Raw genomic sequence first — 19,958 nt, forward strand, 5'->3', positions numbered from 1 at the left:
AATCTACTCTCACTTAAATAAGTAAGATTTACTGGGCACACATATCAATAATTAAGCATCAAAACTTAAATAAAATTCATATGGATGAGGGCGAAGCCTAACAGGATCTACGTCATTTTCACGTTTAAAATCAATCCATCCTCTAATAAGGTCCTCGGTAAAGACACCACCTTTTAATAAAAATTCATGGTCATCTTCTAATGCCTGCAGCGCTTCTTCCAAACTACTTGGAACTTGAGGTAATTTTGCCATATCTTCAGCACTTAATGAGAAAAGGTCTGATTCTAATGGGTCTCCTGGTTCATAGCCATTTTCAATACCATCTAATCCTGCCATTAACATTGCAGCAAATGTTAAATATGGATTACATGTTGGGTCTGCCGAACGGAATTCTACTCTCTTCGCTTTAGGATTTTGAAAATACATAGGAATCCTGCATGCTGCAGATCTGTTCCTTGCTGAAAGCGCCAAAATTGTTGGTGCTTCAAATCCAGGAGTTAGTCGTTTGTATGAGTTTGTAGTTGGTGCTGCCAAAGCCATTAATGCTTTTCCATGTTTGATAAGCCCACCAATATAGTTTAAAGCAAGCTTTGATAGACCAGCATATTCATCACCAGCAAATAACGGAACTCCGTCTTTCCAAATAGATTGATGTGTATGCATTCCTGTCCCATTATCATTAAAGAGAGGTTTTGGCATAAATGTAACGACTTTATCATATTTAGCGGCTACATTTTTCACAACATATTTATAGTTCATTACATTATCTGCTGTTTGTACAAGACTATCAAAAACTATATCTATTTCGCCTTGTCCTCCTGTAGCAACTTCATGATGATGTTTTTCAACAGCAATATTAAATCCATTTATTAAAGTCCTAACCATTTCTGAGCGAATATCTTGTAAAGTATCAACAGGGGGTACAGGGAAATATCCTTCTTTATGTCTAGGCCTCATCCCTTTATTAAGTGTTGTACCGTCTAGCATTGTCAAATCACCAGAATTCCATATACCTTCATCTGAATCAACAAAATGATACCCGTGATTTGCTCCATAGCTAAATCTCACTGAATCAAATATAAAAAATTCTACTTCCGGACCCCAAAATGAATTGTCACCAATTCCTGTGGTTTTTAAATATGCTTCAGCTTTTTTTGCAACATTTCTAGGGTCCCTAGAATAACTTTCACCAGTCAATGGATCCCTTATATCTGCAATAACTGTTAATTGACCATCGTTAAAAGGATCTTTCTTAACGGTAGATACATCCGGAACCAGCAACATATCCGATTCATCAATTGATTGAAAACCTCGTATAGATGATCCGTCAAATCCTGTTCCGTCTTGAAACAAAGACTCTGTAACTTCACTTGTGGGAACAGAAACGTGTTGCCATGTACCTGGTAAATCTATAAATTTAATATCAAGGATATCACTCCCTGTATCTTGCATTAGTTTTAGTACATCGCTTATATTTTTTGGTTCATTTGCCATCTTTCACCTCAAACCTTCACTTTTTTGATTTCCTTATAGCACTGATCGATATATGCATTTCTTCGAGGCTTGACTAAGAATTACATATACCGATCTAGTGATTATACCAAACAGTTAGAATTTTTCTTCGCTTTTTGGTTACAATTGTGTTAACAAATTAAATACACTCTAGGCATCAGCACCATCAGCTACATATCCACGCTCTCCATGAGATGTTAAATCTGTTCCAATATCTTCATCGGTTTCAGAAACGCGTAATCCCATCACCATATCTAAGGCTTTAAGTATTACTGCACTTACAATAAAACCATAAACAAGGGTAGCTACTACTGCTATTATTTGCTCAATCATAATTGATCCATTTCCTTCAAGTAGCCCCTTTGTGCCCCCTATGGCTTCGACTGCAAAAACTCCAGTCATAATTGCTCCCCAAATACCACCTATACCATGAACAGGAAAAACCTCTAAAGCATCGTCTAGATTAAAATTTGAGCGCACTATAACTGCACCATAACAAAGAGCGCCAGCGCCTGCACCAATAACAAGTGCTCCTAATGGGTTTACAAAACCTGAGGCAGGAGTAATAGCCACCAAACCACCTACAGCTCCAGATGCAGCACCTACAGCACTAAATCTGCCAGTCTTTAGGTATTGTAATATCACCCATACTGTTAGAGCTGTTCCTGCGGCTATGTTTGTCACTAAAAAGGCCATAGTTGCCCGGGCATCAGATGCGAGTTCAGACCCTGCATTAAAACCAAACCATCCAAACCAAAGCAATCCTGCTCCTAATAAAACAAAGGGTACACTGTGTGGCTCAACTCCTGAACTTATATTTCTTCTAGGACCTAGAAGCCATGCTGCAGCGACTGCTGCAATTCCTGCGTTGATATGAACTACAGTACCACCAGCAAAATCTAAAGCACCTCTTTTAAATAACCAACCATCTGAGGCCCAAACCCAATGACAAATAGGAGCGTATACAAAAGTTAGCCAAAGTACTAAGAAAACCATATATGTTGAAAACTTAAATCTTTCAGCAAATGCTCCTGTAATTAGTGCAGGTGTAATAATTGCAAACATACCTTGAAATGCTACAAATATAATTGTATCTCCATCAGTTACGTCTAAACCATTTAAACCAATCATTTCTAAATTACCAATAAAAGCACCGCCACCACTAAATGCTAAACTATACCCCCAGAGAACCCATACAATGGTTGCAAGGCCCATAGAAATAAAGCTGAACATCATGGTATTTACTATGTTTTTAGCTCGTACCAAACCTCCATAGAAAAAAGCTAACCCGGGCGTCATTAATAGGACTAATGCACTCGCGGTGATCATCCATGCTAAATTACCAGTATCGTTCATTTTAACCTCCAAGTAGAATTGTCGAATAATAAATATCGACATTAGTGAAATAATTAAATTAATGATGCATTGGTAAAATTACATAGTTATTTCTTGTATGTTAAATATTGGTAAAAAAAATAAAGAAATAATTACACAGAAGTTAATTAAATGTTAATTATATGTAAATTTAGTGATTGGGTTTAGCAAAATATTTAGATGAATTTATAGCCGACATTTCGTATAGTTTCTATAAAAAAATTACCGTTAATTTCTATCTTGCTTCTTAATCTTCTTATATGTACATCAACTGTACGGGTCCCACCATAATAATCGTATTCCCATATATCCGTTAATAAAACTTCTCGAGAAAATACTCTACCTGGGTTTGCTGCCAAAATACAAAGTAATCTATATTCTTTGTACGTCAACATTACTTTTGTATTTGCAACAAAAACCTCGTATTTCTCTGTGTCAATTCTTAGGTTTTGAGCCGTAATAATACTAGGAATAGAATTATTTATACCTAAATTATTCTCAGACTTCTGCTTTATTCGTGCAGTAAATTCACCAAGGTGATATGGATTCGTTAAAAAATCGCGACCACCCCATGAACTATCATAAAAAGGAAGCACTTCTTTTGTAACAGCTAAAAAAAATGGGACTCCAAGTTTTGTAGAAATGTCATTAGCTTTATTGATAACATCGTGATCTATTTTTGTAAGTTCAAGCAGAATCCCATCTAAACCTATTGAAGAATCTTCAGATTCCAAAATCGAAAAGAAAGAAATATCCTCTGCCTTGAGAGCAGATTCTAATTCTTCAGATATATCACCATTAGTCGAAATAACATGTAAATTTAACATTTTTCTCCGTTAATAAATTACCACCAAAGTTTGCTTTCAAGTTCTTCTTGAAGATCTTCATATTCTTTGGTCCATAAATTTGTACTAAGGTATTTCCAACCAGCGTCTGCTAATAGACAGACAATATTTGCTTTATCCAAACGTCTAGCCACCTTTAAAGCGCTTGCTACCACGGCTCCACATGATATTCCTGCAAAGATACCTTCGTCATCTAACAGCATTTTTGTTGCTTTAAACGCCTCTTCACTTGTCACCATTATTCTTGCATCCAATAAGTCTAAATCTAATATGGGAGGAACAAATCCATCCTCTATACTTCTCAGAGCTTGTATAGCATCCCCAGGCTGAGGAGCAGCTGCAACAACTTTAATTTCTGAGTTAAATTCTTTTAATCTTCTGCCTGTACCCATTAATGTGCCACCTGTACCCAAACCTGCAACAAAAATATCAATTTCTGGTAATTGTTCTATTATTTCTTGCCCTGTCCCATAATAATGAGCTAAAGGGTTTGCTTCGTTCCCATATTGATAGGGGAAAAAATATTTCCCTGAGGCTACCATTTCTTTAGCAACATCTATAGATCCATTTGTGCCCTTAGCTCCGTCAGAAAAATGAATTTTTGCACCATAGGCAGTCAATAACTGCACTCTTTCTGGACTTACATTTTCAGGAAGAACAATTTCAAGTTTGTACCCTTTTAATTTACAAACCATGGCTAAACCTATGCCAGTATTTCCGCTTGATGGTTCAAGAACAGTGTCTCCCTTTTTAATTTCACCGTTCTCTTCTGCCATCTCAATCATTTGCAAAGCTATCCGATCTTTAACACTACCGGTAGGATTTGCTCCTTCTAATTTGGCATAAAGCCTCACATCTTCACTAACAGAAATATTTGGCATTTCAACTAAAGGGGTGTTTCCTACAGCTTTTAAAATCCCGGGGCGTTCAATTTGGTTATTATTCTTTGATTTTAACTCTTTAGACAATATTATACCTATCCGAATTAACCAACCAGTTCGCTTGAAGCTGGTAGTCCGCAAAATTCTAAATAATCAATAAGTTCTGTTTGGGATCCGTTACACAAAGGGCAGTCTTTATTTTTTCTATACTTCACAACCCTAAAGTCTAAACTCAATCCATCATATAGTAATAATCTATTTACTAAAGGTGTTCCTATACCTAATAGTACTTTAACAACCTCAGTTGCTTGAATACTTCCAATAGTGGCAGTAAGTGCCCCTAAAACACCAGCTTCGGCACAAGTTGGAACCGACCCTGGTGGTGGTGGCTCTTTAAACAAACATCTGTAACATGCATTATCCGTTCCAGGAATATAGGTTGTTGCTTGCCCATCAAACATAAGAATGCTTCCGTCTACTAGAGGTTTCTTTAAAAAATAGCAAGCATCATTAACAAGGTAACGGGTAGGAAAATTATCGGCACCATTTATAACAATGTCATATTGACCAAGAATCTCCATTGCATTTGTAGAATTTATTGGGGTTTCGTGAGTTACAACATTCACATTTGGATTGTATCTTTTTAGAGTTCTAGACGCAGATTCCACCTTGGGCATTCCGATTGATTCACTATCATGTAAAACCTGTCTTTGTAAATTTGTTAAATCTACTGTATCAAAATCAACAATCCCTATAGTTCCCACCCCGGCCAAAGCAAGGTAAAGAGCAACTGGGCCGCCCAGGCCTCCAGCTCCAATCACAACTGCTTTTGAATTTATCAGCTTTCTTTGGCCCAAACTACCTATTTGAGGCATAATTATATGTCTACTATACCTATTGACTTGTTCAGGCGTTAACGCATTGCCTTGAGTCATCACAGCCCCCTCAAGAAATTTTTGTTTCTTATGAATTATAGACTATACATGATATCTTAGATTTATGTAAAATAGCAAAATTAGGTCTATTTATCATTAAAGGTTGACATAATCTATAAACTTCTTAGAATAGTTATTTCTTAGATATTAATTAATTAAATGATTTCAAGGTATATATAAAAATGGCAAATTCAGGTTTGGAGATAAAAGTTCAAAAAAGAGATGTTATTGGGAAAAATGTTCGTTTCCTTCGTAAAAACGGAAAAACACCAATACACCTTTATGGTAATGGTATCGAATCGGTTTCTTTAGAAGTAGAAACTGATGAGTTAACTAGACTCCTAAATAGAGCAGGTCCAAACACACCAGTATCTGTAACAATTGATAATGATAAAGAGCCTCGTTTTACATATTTAAGAGAAGTTCAAAAACATCCTGTAACAGAAAAAGTTTTGCATGTAGATTTTCTTGAAGTATCCACTACCCAAGAAATTATATCTAATATTTCAGTAGGTTTAGTCGGTGAATCTCCCGCCATTAAATCTTATGGCGGAAGAATAAACCAAACCATGAGAACCATACGTGTTTCAGCACTACCGAAAGATCTACCGGAAAGGCTTGAGATAGATCTATCGTCTTTAGATTCTTTCGAAAAAGTTTTACGTGTGTCTGATATTAAAATTTCCAGCGATGTTTTATTACTAACAGATTCTGACTCTGTAGTGGTAAGGATATCTGCGCCTAGAAGGGCTGCAACTACTGGCGGTAGCGGCGAAATTCAAGAACAACCTGTTTCAGACGATACTTCTTCAGACGAAAACGCTGAAGAAGAAATTACAGAAGATCAATAATTCATCCCAGAGTTGAGCCAATAAAATTAGGCTTACCACGAACAAAATCTTCAATATCCTGTGAAGAACTTCCTTCTAGTTTCACATGTGTGAGTACAAGAAAACCTTCGCCACATACAACCACTGTAACAACTTCGCCATTCAACACTGTTTGGGTAACATAACCCGGGTTTTTATTATGCTCAGAGCTAAGTTGTGGATTAATCACTGAAAAACCTTTTTCAATGATTAATCTTTTGGAAGAAAAACTTGTAAAAGTACTTGGCCAAGGATTAAAAGCCTGAATTTGTCTGGCTATAAATTCGCAATTAGAGCCCCAGTCAACAAACCCATCATCTTTTGTTAACAGTTTGGTAGTTGTCGCATTTTCTGTATTTTGCTTAATGGGGGTTATTTCTCCAGACACCCATGGCGGAATTGTTGAAACAAGAAGTTTAGCCCCGATTTGAAATAATTCTTCAGTTAATGTTTGTGTATTGTGTTCAGCCCTTATACTGAATTTTTCGGCTGCTAGTATTGGTCCAGTATCCATGCCTTCATCAAGCATCATTATACTTACTCCTGTTATTGACTCACCATTTAACAATGCAGAGGCTACGGGAGAAGGGCCTCGATATTTTGGTAACAAAGATGGATGTATATTAATCACTCCATATCTAGGGATATCTAATATTTCTTTAGGTATTATTAACCCATAGGCCGCTACAATAATTAAATCTGGGGATAATTGTATAATTTGTTCAATTATGGCATCATTTCTAAGAGATTTGGGTTCAAATATGGGTAGGTTCAAACTTTTTGATAATTGTTTTACTGGGCTTTCTAATAATTTTTTTCCTCTTCCGTTAAAACTATCTGGCCTTGTAAAAACACCAACTATGTTTATTTTTTCTTCACTGATTTTTTGAAGCACATGGGCAGATATTTCAGGAGTTCCAAAATAAATTATATTGATTTTTGATGATTTCATTTTTTTTTGCCTTTAATTCTTACTTTGGTACAGAATACATCAAAATTCATAAAAATTGCATTTCTTCTCTCTTGGAGTTGAGTGCGGTAAAAGTGATATCCTAGTTTTCCGGCCCTAACTAACATCGGAATTATGTTTAATATGACACAAAATATCCCTGAACATAATAATATTTGGTCAGCAACTCTTGGTTTACTTGAAATGAAAATTCCAAAAGCCAGCTTTGAAACATGGCTAAAAGATACTTTTGTTTTGAATTCCAAAAATAACGTACTGACTATTGGAGTTTCCTCATCGTTTGTTTCAGAATGGTTGAATAAAAAGATGAAAACTCAAATAGAATCAGCCGTCAAAGAAGTAAGTTCTATAAAAACAAAAGTCGTTTTTACTGTTGCAAAAAATAGAGAAACCCCTACAAAAACACCAGCTAATATAGACATAAAAGCAACAAAAAAACCAGTTTCAAAATTTAATAAATCAAATTACCGGTTTGATAATTTTGTAGTAGGTGAATCTAATAAGCTTGCATATTCATCTGCATTAAGTGTAGCAACAGAGCCTGGAGGAAGATTTAATCCTCTATTTATTTACTCAGGTGTTGGATTAGGTAAAACCCACCTTTTACAATCAATAGCGGACCTGATGCGAAAAAATAGCCAAAGCATACTTTATGTAACCACTGAACAATTTACTAACGAATTTGTAACAGCTATACAGAAAAGAAAAACAGATGAATTTCGCGCCAAGTATCGAAATGCTGATGCGCTAATCTTAGACGATATACAATTTCTACAAGGTAAAGAACAAACACAAGAAGGACTGTTCCATACTTTTAACGATCTACATGATTCAAACAAACAAATCGTATTAGCATGCGACCGACATCCCCAATATGTTGATTTTATCCATGACCGTTTATTGTCCAGATTTCAATGGGGACTAGTCGCAGATATTCAAAGCCCAGAAATAGAAACTAGAGCAGCTATTGTTTTAAAAAAAGCCGAGCAAGCAAATATACCCATAACTGAAGATGTAACTAGCCTTCTGGCCACTTTATATACCCATAGTATTAGAGAACTAGAAGGTAATTTAAATAAATTGATTGCCTACTCAGAATTTTCTGGGGTAAATATTAATTTAGACTTGGCAAAATTAGCACTTGGTCTTGATACTGAATCTTATAACTTGCCAATCACTGAGGTTTCTCCTGAAGATTTAATATCAATCGTTGCCAAATATTACAAAATTAGTGTAGAAAAAATACAAACCAAACAAAGTGGCAGGGTTTCTGAGCCTCAAAAAGTTGCTATGTATCTTGCACTAGAAATCTTAAAATTAAGGTATCAAGAAATTGTGCCACTTTTTGGAAACTGGACAACTAAAACAATTAGAGCCTCAAACAATTGGGTAAAAAATGAATTGTCTTCAAATAATGAATTTGCAAAAAAAATAACTTCAATAAAATCAATTATTTCACCAAAACTATCTTATAAACTAAATTAGTTGAGATTATAATAATATATTTGTATAGTTAATTATAAATATATTAGGATTGGATGATTTTAATTGGAAAAACATCGCCATTTTTCATTACTAGAAAACGAAAAAATTGTTTATCTTTTCGGCAATGAAACAGGAAAAATTCATACAAGTAGATACAGTCTTACAGATAATAATGACTCAGAATATTTAACTTTAACTAATTTTCGACTAATTTATGAATCTTTTACCGAAGAAAAAGATATAACGCAAGTAATCAAAACAAACGATATATCAAGCACAGAGCTATCTTTACCCAAAAAAACTTATACAGATTTATTATGCGGAATAGGTTTTGGTATTGCCTCTCTTGTTTGGGTGTGGTTTTCTTTTGCCTTTGGATTTACTTCTATACTTACTTGGCTTATTTTGTTAACAATAGCTGGATTCTCTGGTATTAATCTTTTTTCATATTTTGCCACTCAAGAAATCCCAAAATTAAAAATTAAAACTGGCTCAAACGAACTCGTTATTGATTTAATGTCAAAGACTGCATTATCTGACTCAGAGGAAATTATCAATTTTATATATAGCCAAAGCGCCGGAATTGGTATACCCATATCTATAGATAATTACTAACAGGGTCATCTTCTATAGACAAACCAGGATTAACGTCTAACTCTATATTATGCTCATATTGCTTAAAATAAGCACAGGCTGCTATCATGGCACCATTATCAATACACAAACCGGGGCGAGGTATTACCACCGGAACTTGCCTGATTTCGCCTTCAATTCTTTCTCTCAATCTAGCATTTGCTGCCACTCCTCCTCCAACAATAGCCATTTTGGCACCAGATATATTAATTGCCCGTTCTATTTTCGTCGCTAAGACTTCTGTAATGGCTTCCTGAAATTCCCAGGCCATTCTGGAGACAAGTTGTGAGTCTTGTGTCAAATCAAAACCAATTTCTTTAGATTTTGCCCTAGCCTTATTTAAAAAAGCTGTTTTTAAACCACTAAAGCTAAAATCCAAACCTTCTCTTAACAGTGGCCTAGGCATAACTAAATCAGATACATCTAATTCATTTGATGCGTGTTTTTGTATTTCAGGCCCCCCTGGGTAACTTAAGCCAAGAACTCTAGCAGCTTTATCAAAAGCTTCTCCCGCGGCGTCATCTTTGGTTTGGCCTAAAATTTCATAATCTCCGTGATTTCTCATCAAAATTAATTCCGTGTGGCCACCAGAAGCAACCATACAAATCAAAGGAAATTTTGGAGAGAAGTTGTCCTTTTCCAACCAGGAGCTATATATATGTGCCTCTATATGGTTAATACCTAATAAAGGTTTTTTGTAAATATAGGCTAGGGTTTTTGCAAGATTTACACCTACTAAAAGAGATCCAGCCAATCCAGGGCCAAAAGTTACTCCTATTTTATCTACTTCTTCAATTTTTACATTTGCATTATTTAGCGATTGTTGCAAAGCTGGGATAATTGCAGCAACATGGGCTCGCGATGCGATCTCGGGCACAATCCCCCCATGTTGGGCATGGATTTCCACCTGAGAACGAATTACATTTGATAATAAATTCGAACCATTTTCTACAACAGATATGGCCGTTTCGTCACAAGATGTTTCTATTCCTAGTATTATCATAATTCTCCATTCAATACTATATATTGTGCATTCTTTACTATTAAATACAAATATTGGTGTTTATTACTTTGACTGTATATATCTATTTTGTTAAAATAACGTATCCGTATACACAAACATAGAACATATTACAAGACGATTAAAAGATAGTAAAACTTAATGAGAGGAATTTATGGCAACAAGTCAGAAAGATAATCAGGCTGAATATACCGCCAGCGACATACAAGTTTTAGAAGGTCTTGAAGCAGTAAGAAAACGACCCGGTATGTATATCGGGAGCTCAGACCAGCGCGGTATCCACCACCTCATATATGAAATTGTGGACAATGGAATTGACGAGGCTATGGCTGGATATTGTGACACCATATCAATAAATATTGATGAAGAAGGCTGGGTCACTGTTAAAGATAACGGTAGAGGCATACCTGTTGACACCCACGAAGTAACCAAAAGGCCTGCACTGGAAACTATAATGACCACTTTGCATGCAGGAGGAAAATTTGGAGGAGGGGCATATAAAGTTTCTGGGGGCTTACATGGGGTAGGAGCTTCAGTTGTTAATGCTTTGGCAGGAAGCATGAAAGTAGAGGTCTATAGAGACGGAAAAGTCCATGTTCAAGAATATGCTAAAGGTAAACCTAAAGGGGACATGGAAATAACTGGCAAAACTTCAAAACACGGAACTACAATAACTTTTATGCCTGATAAGGCTATTTTTAAAACTATTGATTATGATTTCGACGATTTAGTCGCTCGGTTCCGCCAAATGGCTTACTTAAACAAAGGAGTTACTCTTAAATTCACAAGTGAGTGGCATAAATCAAAAGGTGCTACTGACTGGAAAGCTGACTTTTATTTTGAACTTGGAATAGTTAGCTATGTTAAAGATTACCTTAATAACAACAAAACTGTTTTAAATGCAGATCCTATACATATCGAAAAAGAAGTTTCAGAAACAATGATTGAGGTAGCCCTGCAATATAACACAGGATATTCAGATACAACTTACGCATTTGCAAACTGCATACATACACCAGATGGAGGTACTCATTTAACAGGTCTTCGTTCTGCTCTGACTAAAGCAATAAATGATTATGCAAAAAAACAAAACTTTATTAAAGACGATCAGCCTAGTATGACCGGAGAGGACACAAGGGAGGGGCTCTCTGCAGTTGTTAGTGTAAAATTATTAGACCCCGAATTTGAAGGACAAACTAAAGCAAAACTTGGAAACCAAGAAGTTCGTAGTCAAGTAGACTCAGCCGTCTCAGAAGGTTTGGAATACTATTTAGAAGAAAATCCAACAATAGCTAAACGCATTATCGAGAAATGCCTAACTTCACAAAAAGCCCGAGAGGCTGCTCGTAAAGCCCGTGACATGGTTTTAAGAAAAAACGCTATGGATGGAGGCTCGCTGCCAGGCAAATTAGCTGACTGTCAAGAAAAAGACCCTTCTCTCAGTGAAATCTATCTCGTAGAGGGAGAATCAGCTGGTGGGTCAGCAAAAATGGGTCGAGATAGAAAATTTCAAGCAATTTTGCCATTAAAAGGCAAAATCCTAAATGTTGAAAAAGCCCGAGAAGACCAAATGGTCGGACATGAAGAAATTAGACATATTATAACCGCACTTGGAACAAAATATCATTCCAGGCTATATACCAGTGATACAGACGATATAGAAAATGATAATGGTGACGGATATCAAGAAGATTCTAAAGTACCTCAATTTGATTATGATTCACTACGCTATCATAAGGTGATTATAATGACAGACGCAGATGTTGATGGGTCACATATAAGAACACTTATACTTACTTTTTTCTTTCGACACATGAGGCCCCTCATAGACAAAGGGAATTTATATATAGCTCAGCCCCCTTTATACAAAGCGTCTAAAGGGAAAAAAGAAGAATGGTTGTTTTCTGAAGAAGATAAAGAAGCATGGCTAGTCAAAACAACTTTATCGGGGGTTAAGTTGTCATCTAAAGACGGGTCTGTTTCGCTTTCAGGAGAAAAAATGCAATCTGTCGCCAACAGACTAAACCAATTCAATAATATTATAGAAAGTGTTTCCAAGAATACTGGCATTCCTGTAAATATTATTTTTAAAATACTATCGTCACAACAAATAAATTGGGTTAGTAATTTAATGTCTATATCAGAAATCGAATCAACACATATAGAAGCTTTAATCACCGAAATTGGCCTATCTGTTGACAAAAAACAAACTGATGATGAGGGAATATCTACATGGACAATTAAAAATGACGAAACGTCATTTACTTTAAATCAATCCATATTTAAAAGTTATGATCTTGAATTTCTCATATCTGCATGGGAAGAACTTAAAGATTATATTTCTATAGATAATTATAACATCGAAAAAAACGGAACTATTGTCGAAGAAGACATTAACTGGCCCCTTTTAGCTGAAAAAATTAGTCGTTCCGCCGATCAATCAGGAATAAATATACAACGATATAAAGGCCTAGGAGAGATGAATCCTGAACAGCTATGGGATACAACCATGAATCCAGAAACTCGAGTTATGCTACGAGTGCGGATAGCAGATGATAAGGCGGAAGAATCGTTACTAGAAGAACAAAATAACGAAGCAGAAGATATGTTTGTCAGACTTATGGGCGATGAAGTTGCCCCAAGAAGAGAATTTATTCAGAAAGAAGCTAGAAACGTAACTAATCTTGATATTTAGGGAAGTAGATGGTGGATGCAACTAAAGATACGCTAAGCTCATACGCATACGATTTATCATTTTCAGATCTAGATGGCAAAACGGTTCATCAGGTTAAAAGAACATTATTAGATAGTATTGGTTGCCTCTTAGGCGGATTTAATTCCAAAACAGCAATAATAGCAAGAAAAATAGCCCCAAAGGCCACCGAGTCTCCCATATCAAGAGTTATAGGAACAGCAAATAATACAACCATAGATGTTGCTGCGTTTGCCAATGCTGTTGCTATTAGATATCTAGATTTCAATGATTCTTATTTTTCACCTGGTGGTGGCCATCCTAGCGATATGGTGTCAGCTTCACTTGCAGCAGGCGAATACCAAGAATCTACCGGAAAAGAGATTATTACTAGTATAGCTCTAGCATATCAGGTATTTTGTGGTATATCAGATGTTGCACCCATGTTGGGTGGCAGAGAATGGGATCAAGGTTTATGTGTGGGGATAGGCGCAGCGCTTTCCTCGGGCAAATTACTCGGTTTGTCACAAGAAGAATTGGGCCACTCACTTTCCATCTCCTTAGTTCCTAATTTACCACTCCTTGCCACAAGAGTGGGTGAACTATCCTTATGGAAAGGTTGCGCTACAGCTAATGCAACAAAAGCAGGAGTGTTTGCCTCAGTATTAGCAAAAGAAGGAATGGAGGGCCCTTATGAGCCCTTTGAAGGAAAAAATGGTCTATGGGAAAAATTAAACGTGACTCCAACAAAACCTCAGATAATAAGTATTTCTTCTGCTATATCAGCACGATTTGAGCCTTTTGGCATAACAAGAACAGATTTTAAATTTTTTCCAGCCCAAATTCTCACCCAAGCACCTACAGGCCTTGCATTAGAAATAGAAAAATTAATTAATATAAACGAAATAAAATCTATACAAATAGAAACATATTCTAATTGTGTAAGTACTCCAGAAAGCCATCCGGAAAAATGGGATCCCAGAACAAGAGAAAGCGCCGACCATAGTATTCCTTTTATGGTTGCTTCTGCTTTTTTATATGGAGATATAGGAATAAATAGCTTTACTGAAGAAAGAATAACAAGTCAAGAAATCAGAAACATTATCTCAAAAATAAAAATCATAGAAAACCCATCGTTTACAAATAAACGGCCAGAGGAATCAAACTGTAAAATGAGAGTGGAACTTATTGGAGGGGAGATTATTACCAAAGAAACTAGTTATCCCAAAGGCCATTACAAAAACCCTTTAACTGACGATGAGCTAACAAACAAGTTTACAAATCTGGCAGAAACCATGATCTCCAAAGAACAGTCATCAAAAATATCCACATTGATTTGGGATTTAGAAAATCAAAAAAACTTAACAACGTTATTAGATGCTTTGATTATCGAAAGGTAAAAAAATGAAAGAATATATTCCAAGTCCACGACAGTGGGTTGCCGACCAAGTTGAATTATATGAAAAAAGTGGAGGAACTAAAGGAATAACATTAAGAGACACGGGCTTGCCTTGTATTATAATCACCCACATTGGTTGGAAAACAGGTGCTATCAGAAAAACCCCTGTAATGACTGTTCAAGACAAACAAAACTATGTGTTGATTGCATCAATGGGCGGTGCGCCCAAAAACCCTCTTTGGTATTATAATTTAAAAGAAAACCCTTTGGTTGAAATACGTGACAGAACAGAAGTATATAAAATGAAAGTTAGGGAAATTAATGAAGGCCCCGAACGCCAACGGTTATGGAACCTAGCTGTTGCAGCTTATCCACCCTATAAAGATTATCAAGAAATAACAGACAGAATAATACCTGTATTTATAGCAGAACCATACAAAGGAGAACACTAATTATGAATGTTTTAGAATGGGATCAAATTTTAATAGGCACATCTGCAAAACCAACCTCAATAAATATCACAAAGGAAATGATACTTAATTATAATGAATCTATTGAAGATAATGCTGCTACTGGCAAGGGGGATTCTCTACATGCTCCGGCAGGGATGTTTTTTATTTATGCTCCTGCACGTAGATTAGACGTAATGCATGAAAACGGTTTTATTTCACCAGAAGAAGCAGAACAGAATAGTCGCTCTACACCTTTTGTTGGAACAGATATAGAATGGAAAGGGACTCCAATTAAAGAAAACGACACTATTACAAGTACTGCTTTCTTTGAAAAGAAATGGGAAAGCTCTTCAGGAAATAGATTTTTATCCATAGGTGTAGAGGCAAAAAATCAAAATAACGAACCTGTCATTAATTATAGATATAATGTAATGTGGGAATTCTCGAAAGGCCAAAAATCAAGAAGCCCCGGAACGGCCCAAACAATAAGCGCAAATATTGGAACCGAAACAAATAATTTTGATATTAATAATATATCTGAAGGCGATATTATCCCTCAATTACAACGAGCTATCTCTCAAGAAACTATCAATAAGTACCATGAGCTAAACAACTGGTCCAACAAGGAGCCTAGCCCAACTGCTTTGCTTCATGTAGACGAAGCTTTTGCAGAAGCTACTGTTTTCAGTGGAACAACATTATCTGGCCCTACTGCTGTTGGATTTATGCTACATCTTGTAGAAAAAACGTTTGGCAAAAATGCTATTATTAACAGCACTTTTAATGAACGCGCTCTCGAGCCTGTGCGCCCCGGAGATATAATTACTTATTCTGGAAAAGTTCTTGCAATTAATAACACCGAAAAAGAAAAAAGGTTAGACCTTGAAGTAAGGGGAACAAATCAGTTAGGCCAAACCACTTCTCTGGCTTCAGTAAATCTCCCTCTTTGATTTATATATTAAATGTCTGAGTTAAAAGGGCCTGTTCTTAACCAATCTTCAACTAGTTTAATTTCTTTCGAGGAAAGATAGTTATTTTTGAGTGCGGTTTGTAAGATTTCGTCAATCCCAAACAAAAATGAGTGTTTTATTTGTAGTTCTTGAAATCTTTCTTTGGCTAGTTTGGATTTATATGAGCAAATACTATAGCAAGAAAGAACTTCTATATTTTCTGAGTGAATCGCTTCAACAGAACGAATTGCAGACCCCCCGGTGCTAGTTAAATCTTCTATAACAATGACCTTTCGTCCCTTATCTATACTGCCTTCGATTTGTTTTCCTAGACCATGATCTTTTGGCTCTGGTCTAACATATGCTAAGGGTTTATTAAGCCTTTGTGCTAATAAAGATGCCCAAGGAATACCAGCAGTAGCAACTCCCACTACCACGTAGTTATTAAACCTTTCTCTTTCGATTAGATCAGCTATCTTATTTATAATCTCTCCACGTGTTTCTACATCCGATAAGAGCTTCCTCATATCACAGTAAATTGGACTATTTACACCTGAAGCTAATATATAAGGCATTGTTGGATCTACGACAACAGCCTGGTTTGATAAAATTTTTTCTGGAATTGTTTTATTCATTACACTTGTTTTTTATATAAATTATTTTTAAAAATATACTCTTCTACGTTTTTAGGCACAAGTCCTTGTAACGAATCATTGGTTTGAACCTTTTTTCTTATTAAAGTGCTGCTTATTTCCTCTATTTCTTCATCAATTATGGTAACGGTATGATTTATAGTTTCTGGTAGAGTGTCACCCTTGCGAGTAAATAATATTATCCTCACAATTTCGATAATTTCTTCTGGATTTTTCCATCTACTTATTTCTTTATAAGAATCACTGCCTAAAATTAAATGATATTCTTTTTGGGATTTATCTACACCTAGTTCCTTTAGTGTGTCTATTGTGTATGTGTTTCCTAGTCTCTTTATTTCTATATCAGAAATACAAAATGAAGAATTATTTCCTATAGCCAAATTAACCATATTTAATCTATGGATTGGACTTGTAATCAACGTGTCTTTTTTCATCCAAGGATTACCTGCTGGTATAAATAAAACTTTATCCAAATTGCACTCAACCATCGCTATTTCTGCTAACTTTATGTGTGCTGTATGAATAGGGTCAAAAGTTCCTCCAAGTATGCCTATCTTATTTATTCCCATATGAACTCTTTCTTGCCTATTTTTACATTGTCTCCTTGTTTTACCCCTGCCTTTTCAAGAGCATCTATTACCCCCATAGTATTTAGCTCTTTTCTTAATTGTATTCTTGCAGCAAAACTTCTTTGGTCCGGTAACACAACGAGTCTTTCAGCTCTAGAATTAAAAACAACATATCCTTCGCTGTTTTTTTCAACCTTAGTTATGTTTTTTTCTTCAGTTGTATGAATAACATTGTTTTTTTCCAATTGTTTTTTGTATAAAAATTCTTTATTTAAAATATTTATGGCTTTCTCTTTTATATGCCTTATTATGTTTTCTGATTCTTTTTCATACTGGATTAAGTCTACATATTCAGCTTGTTTTTGCTCAATATATTCTTCCCCTAATAAATCAAGCTCTTCCTTAATAAATGTAATTTCTGGACTACGGGTATATATAGTATTTGAAGCTAGAAATTGGGCAATATTTTCAATATTTATATCAACTTCATCAAGTTCTAAAACTAGGATTATAACCTTGGCCCTTTTAATTAAATTTAAGCTTTCTTGCAACTGATCAACATTGTTATTTGAAAAAGAGATTAATCCAATTTGGTACTTAGTCCAATTCAGTTCTACTTCTCTTACCTGAAAGGAGCTATGTGGTGCGATATTAACCTCTTCATTCTGTTGACCACGGTTAATATTGGTTATACTTTCAAATATACTTTTAGCATATCCCGAAAGATCACCCATTACACAAATATCTACCAAGGGGAAAAGTTCCATTACTACTTTTTTTTCTTCCCCAGGACCTCCTGTTTCTGCTAAAAGAGGTATTTTATTTCGAGAAGTAGAAAAGCGAGTGTTTCCTTTTCCATAAACTCCCCCCTGAGCCACCAATAACTGTTCCCCTTCTTCCATTATTTCTCCTATAATTTTCCCAGTTACTGTGTCACTAACCCTAGTTCCCAACGGAACATTTATAATATTATTTTCCCCTGCTTTTCCTGTTTTCTTCCTACTTTTTCCCTCTTCTCCCCTGGCTGCTTTTATAATATTTCTACCTTTAATTTTTCGTAAGTCGTATTCTGCGGTAGTCCCTTTAAGAATAACACTTCCACCAAACCCACCATCTCCTCCGTCAGGTCCACCTTTAGGAACGTATTTTTCTCTTCGGAAACTAATACATCCGTTTCCACCAGTTCCTCCCTGAAAAGTTATATTTATTTCTGTTTCCACTCTTATTTAACTCTCTTACTATTATTAGTATTATTATCATTACATATTATATAAATATATTAATATATATAGTTATATTATTAATTATAATCAATAATACTTTCTTGACATCATTTTTTGAATATATATACTTCTGATAGATAGAGCAAATAAACTTTTGGGCGATTAGCTCAGCTGGTTAGAGCGCAGTCCTGATAAGACTGAGGTCCCTGGTTCGAGTCCAGGATCGCCCACCACTAACCCTTGTAATTCAACCCTAAAAATAATAAACTGGTATTACGTTGAATTAATAGGAAACATATGAAAAGTAAGATCTTAAGCCTTTTTCAACAAAGGCCTCAACAAGAAATAGATTTAGATGAACTTTTTGAAAAAATCAAAAGTTCGTTTTCTGGTGGGTTTGGTGGATTTAGTCCCCAAATTGGACGTTTTTTCATACCTGGTATACTTCTTGCCTTAATACTTGTATGGGCAGCAACTGGACTTTATAGGGTTGAACCCTCCGAACAGGCTGCCGAAAAATTACTTGGATCTTTTACCAATAATTTAAGGGGACCAGGCCTTCATTGGTTTTGGCCAGCACCTATAGGACAGGTTCAAAAAGAGGTTGTTACAGAAACCAAAAGACTTGAAGTTGGATTTAGAACAGGTCCGGGTGGTGCAATACAAGATGTTGGCGAAGAAGCATTAATGATTACAGGAGATCTTAATCTTGTTGATGTACAACTCATTGTTCAGTATAGAATCGGTGACCTAGGTGCTTATTTGTACAATGTAGACGATCCTGGAAGTCCAGATAGAGAAATTAGAGAGGGCGCTCCAGACGGACTAACAATTCTTGATGCCACGGAAGCATCGTTGCGGCAGGTAGTTGGGCAAAGAAGTGTTGATGATATTTTGACCACAAACAAAGAAGCTGTTCAAACAGACACTCTTCTTATGTTGCAAGAGATGCTTAGCTCTTACGAAACAGGTATTGAAGTTCTTGAAGTACGACTTCAAAACGTAAGGCCACCTGACGAAGTTAGAGAAGATTTTGACGATGTTGTTCGAGCAAGGGTCGACAAAGAGTCCGTTATAAACGCGGCATTGGCTTACGAACAAGACCAGCTTCCTAAGGCAAGAGGTGACGCAGAGAAGGTCACTAATGCAGCTCAAGCATACAAGGAAGAAAGAATATTAAAAGCAACAGGTGAGGCAAATAGATTTTCTGCCCTACTTGACGAATATAAAAAATCAAAAGAGGTAACAAGACAGCGACTATATCTAGAGGCAATGGAAGAAGTTCTTCCTGGTGTTAAAAAGTATGTTCTTGACCCTGAAAACGAAGGCAACTTATTACAATTTTTACCATTAAACGAAAGTAGTAGTACAACACCGTGAGAAAACTACAACTATTAATTGGGGCTTTGGTCATAGCAGGATTCTTCGGGATCCAGGCCTTATTTATTGTTGACGAAACGGAATATGCCGCAATTGTTAGGTTTGGTGCTATACA

Annotated in this window: 18 protein-coding genes and 1 tRNA gene; 9 read left to right on the forward strand and 10 right to left on the reverse strand. The window is 35.9% G+C overall.

Annotation, left to right across the window (positions count from 1 at the left end; all coding sequences use genetic code 11):
* Positions 1 to 51 precede the first annotated feature (51 nt).
* From glnA to moeB, 5 genes are all read right to left on the reverse strand, one after another.
* Positions 52 to 1,494 carry a type I glutamate--ammonia ligase gene (glnA, locus tag FI695_04955; protein MQG51311.1) on the reverse strand — a complete coding sequence of 481 codons (1,443 nt, stop codon included), beginning with the start codon at positions 1,492 to 1,494 and terminating at the stop codon, positions 52 to 54.
* A 168-nt stretch (positions 1,495 to 1,662) separates the two neighbouring features.
* Positions 1,663 to 2,868 carry an ammonium transporter gene (locus tag FI695_04960; protein ID MQG51312.1) on the reverse strand — a complete coding sequence of 402 codons (1,206 nt, stop codon included), beginning with the start codon at positions 2,866 to 2,868 and terminating at the stop codon, positions 1,663 to 1,665.
* A 194-nt stretch (positions 2,869 to 3,062) separates the two neighbouring features.
* A complete protein-coding gene (locus tag FI695_04965; protein ID MQG51313.1) occupies positions 3,063 to 3,713 on the reverse strand; it encodes a response regulator transcription factor in 651 nt (216 codons plus the stop codon).
* 17 nt (positions 3,714 to 3,730) lie between these two features.
* Positions 3,731 to 4,663 (reverse strand): cysteine synthase family protein, encoded by a 933-nt coding sequence (locus FI695_04970; GenBank protein MQG51314.1) that lies wholly within the window; start codon positions 4,661 to 4,663, stop codon positions 3,731 to 3,733.
* A 53-nt stretch (positions 4,664 to 4,716) separates the two neighbouring features.
* Complete coding sequence (gene moeB / locus FI695_04975) at positions 4,717 to 5,547, reverse strand: molybdopterin-synthase adenylyltransferase MoeB (protein MQG51315.1); 831 nt, start codon at positions 5,545 to 5,547, stop codon at positions 4,717 to 4,719.
* A 182-nt stretch (positions 5,548 to 5,729) separates the two neighbouring features.
* On the opposite strand from moeB, the gene FI695_04980 reads away from it, so the two are divergent.
* Positions 5,730 to 6,398, forward strand: coding sequence for a 50S ribosomal protein L25 (locus tag FI695_04980; GenBank protein ID MQG51316.1), 669 nt, complete (start codon positions 5,730 to 5,732; stop codon positions 6,396 to 6,398).
* Between the two features lies 1 nt (position 6,399).
* On the opposite strand, the gene FI695_04985 is transcribed toward FI695_04980, so the two are convergent.
* On the reverse strand, positions 6,400 to 7,368 hold the full coding sequence (locus tag FI695_04985; protein MQG51317.1) for a methionyl-tRNA formyltransferase: 969 nt from the start codon (positions 7,366 to 7,368) through the stop codon (positions 6,400 to 6,402).
* Positions 7,369 to 7,500: 132 nt separating this feature from the next.
* Between FI695_04985 and dnaA the strand changes: the two genes are divergently transcribed.
* Together dnaA and FI695_04995 are read left to right on the forward strand one after the other, a co-directional pair.
* A complete protein-coding gene (dnaA, locus tag FI695_04990; protein MQG51318.1) occupies positions 7,501 to 8,871 on the forward strand; it encodes a chromosomal replication initiator protein DnaA in 1,371 nt (456 codons plus the stop codon).
* Between the two features lie 63 nt (positions 8,872 to 8,934).
* A complete protein-coding gene (locus tag FI695_04995) occupies positions 8,935 to 9,486 on the forward strand; it encodes a hypothetical protein (protein MQG51319.1) in 552 nt (183 codons plus the stop codon).
* On the opposite strand, the gene tsaD is transcribed toward FI695_04995, so the two are convergent.
* Positions 9,470 to 10,507 carry a tRNA (adenosine(37)-N6)-threonylcarbamoyltransferase complex transferase subunit TsaD gene (gene tsaD, locus FI695_05000; protein ID MQG51320.1) on the reverse strand — a complete coding sequence of 346 codons (1,038 nt, stop codon included), beginning with the start codon at positions 10,505 to 10,507 and terminating at the stop codon, positions 9,470 to 9,472. The two genes, FI695_04995 and tsaD, sit on opposite strands and share 17 nt — an antisense overlap.
* Positions 10,508 to 10,679: 172 nt before the next feature.
* Here tsaD and FI695_05005 point away from each other — a divergent pair, with 172 nt between their 5' ends.
* Genes FI695_05005 through FI695_05020 form a run of 4 tightly spaced genes read left to right on the forward strand, consistent with a single transcriptional unit; the run spans position 10,680 to position 16,018 of the window.
* Complete coding sequence (locus tag FI695_05005; GenBank protein MQG51321.1) at positions 10,680 to 13,220, forward strand: DNA gyrase subunit B; 2,541 nt, start codon at positions 10,680 to 10,682, stop codon at positions 13,218 to 13,220.
* Positions 13,221 to 13,228: 8 nt separating this feature from the next.
* Positions 13,229 to 14,617, forward strand: coding sequence for an MmgE/PrpD family protein (locus FI695_05010; GenBank protein ID MQG51322.1), 1,389 nt, complete (start codon positions 13,229 to 13,231; stop codon positions 14,615 to 14,617).
* Between the two features lie 4 nt (positions 14,618 to 14,621).
* Positions 14,622 to 15,068: a nitroreductase family deazaflavin-dependent oxidoreductase gene (locus FI695_05015; GenBank protein MQG51323.1), complete on the forward strand. Its 447-nt coding sequence runs from the start codon at positions 14,622 to 14,624 to the stop codon at positions 15,066 to 15,068.
* A 2-nt stretch (positions 15,069 to 15,070) separates the two neighbouring features.
* Complete coding sequence (locus tag FI695_05020; GenBank protein ID MQG51324.1) at positions 15,071 to 16,018, forward strand: hypothetical protein; 948 nt, start codon at positions 15,071 to 15,073, stop codon at positions 16,016 to 16,018.
* An 8-nt stretch (positions 16,019 to 16,026) separates the two neighbouring features.
* Here the strand turns inward: FI695_05020 and pyrE are convergent, their stop codons facing one another.
* From pyrE to cgtA, 3 genes are read right to left on the reverse strand one after another with little or no spacing between them, the layout of a single operon-like run.
* Positions 16,027 to 16,653 carry an orotate phosphoribosyltransferase gene (gene pyrE, locus FI695_05025; protein MQG51325.1) on the reverse strand — a complete coding sequence of 209 codons (627 nt, stop codon included), beginning with the start codon at positions 16,651 to 16,653 and terminating at the stop codon, positions 16,027 to 16,029.
* Positions 16,653 to 17,240, reverse strand: a complete 588-nt coding sequence (locus FI695_05030; GenBank protein ID MQG51326.1) for a nicotinate-nucleotide adenylyltransferase — start codon at positions 17,238 to 17,240, stop codon at positions 16,653 to 16,655. Before FI695_05030 ends, pyrE begins: the two co-directional genes overlap by 1 nt.
* Positions 17,231 to 18,460: an Obg family GTPase CgtA gene (gene cgtA, locus FI695_05035; GenBank protein ID MQG51327.1), complete on the reverse strand. Its 1,230-nt coding sequence runs from the start codon at positions 18,458 to 18,460 to the stop codon at positions 17,231 to 17,233. The genes FI695_05030 and cgtA overlap by 10 nt, the downstream gene beginning before the upstream one ends.
* Before the next feature lie 159 nt (positions 18,461 to 18,619).
* Here cgtA and FI695_05040 point away from each other — a divergent pair.
* Positions 18,620 to 18,696, forward strand: a tRNA-Ile gene (locus FI695_05040).
* Positions 18,697 to 18,760: 64 nt separating this feature from the next.
* The gene (gene hflK / locus FI695_05045; protein MQG51328.1) at positions 18,761 to 19,843 is read left to right on the forward strand and encodes an FtsH protease activity modulator HflK; all 1,083 of its coding nucleotides are present in this window, start codon (positions 18,761 to 18,763) and stop codon (positions 19,841 to 19,843) included.
* Positions 19,844 to 19,958: the final 115 nt, after the last annotated feature.

This window comes from SAR202 cluster bacterium (genome assembly GCA_009392515.1).
In the GTDB taxonomy this organism is placed as follows: Bacteria; Chloroflexota; Dehalococcoidia; order Lucifugimonadales; family UBA6952; genus UBA6952.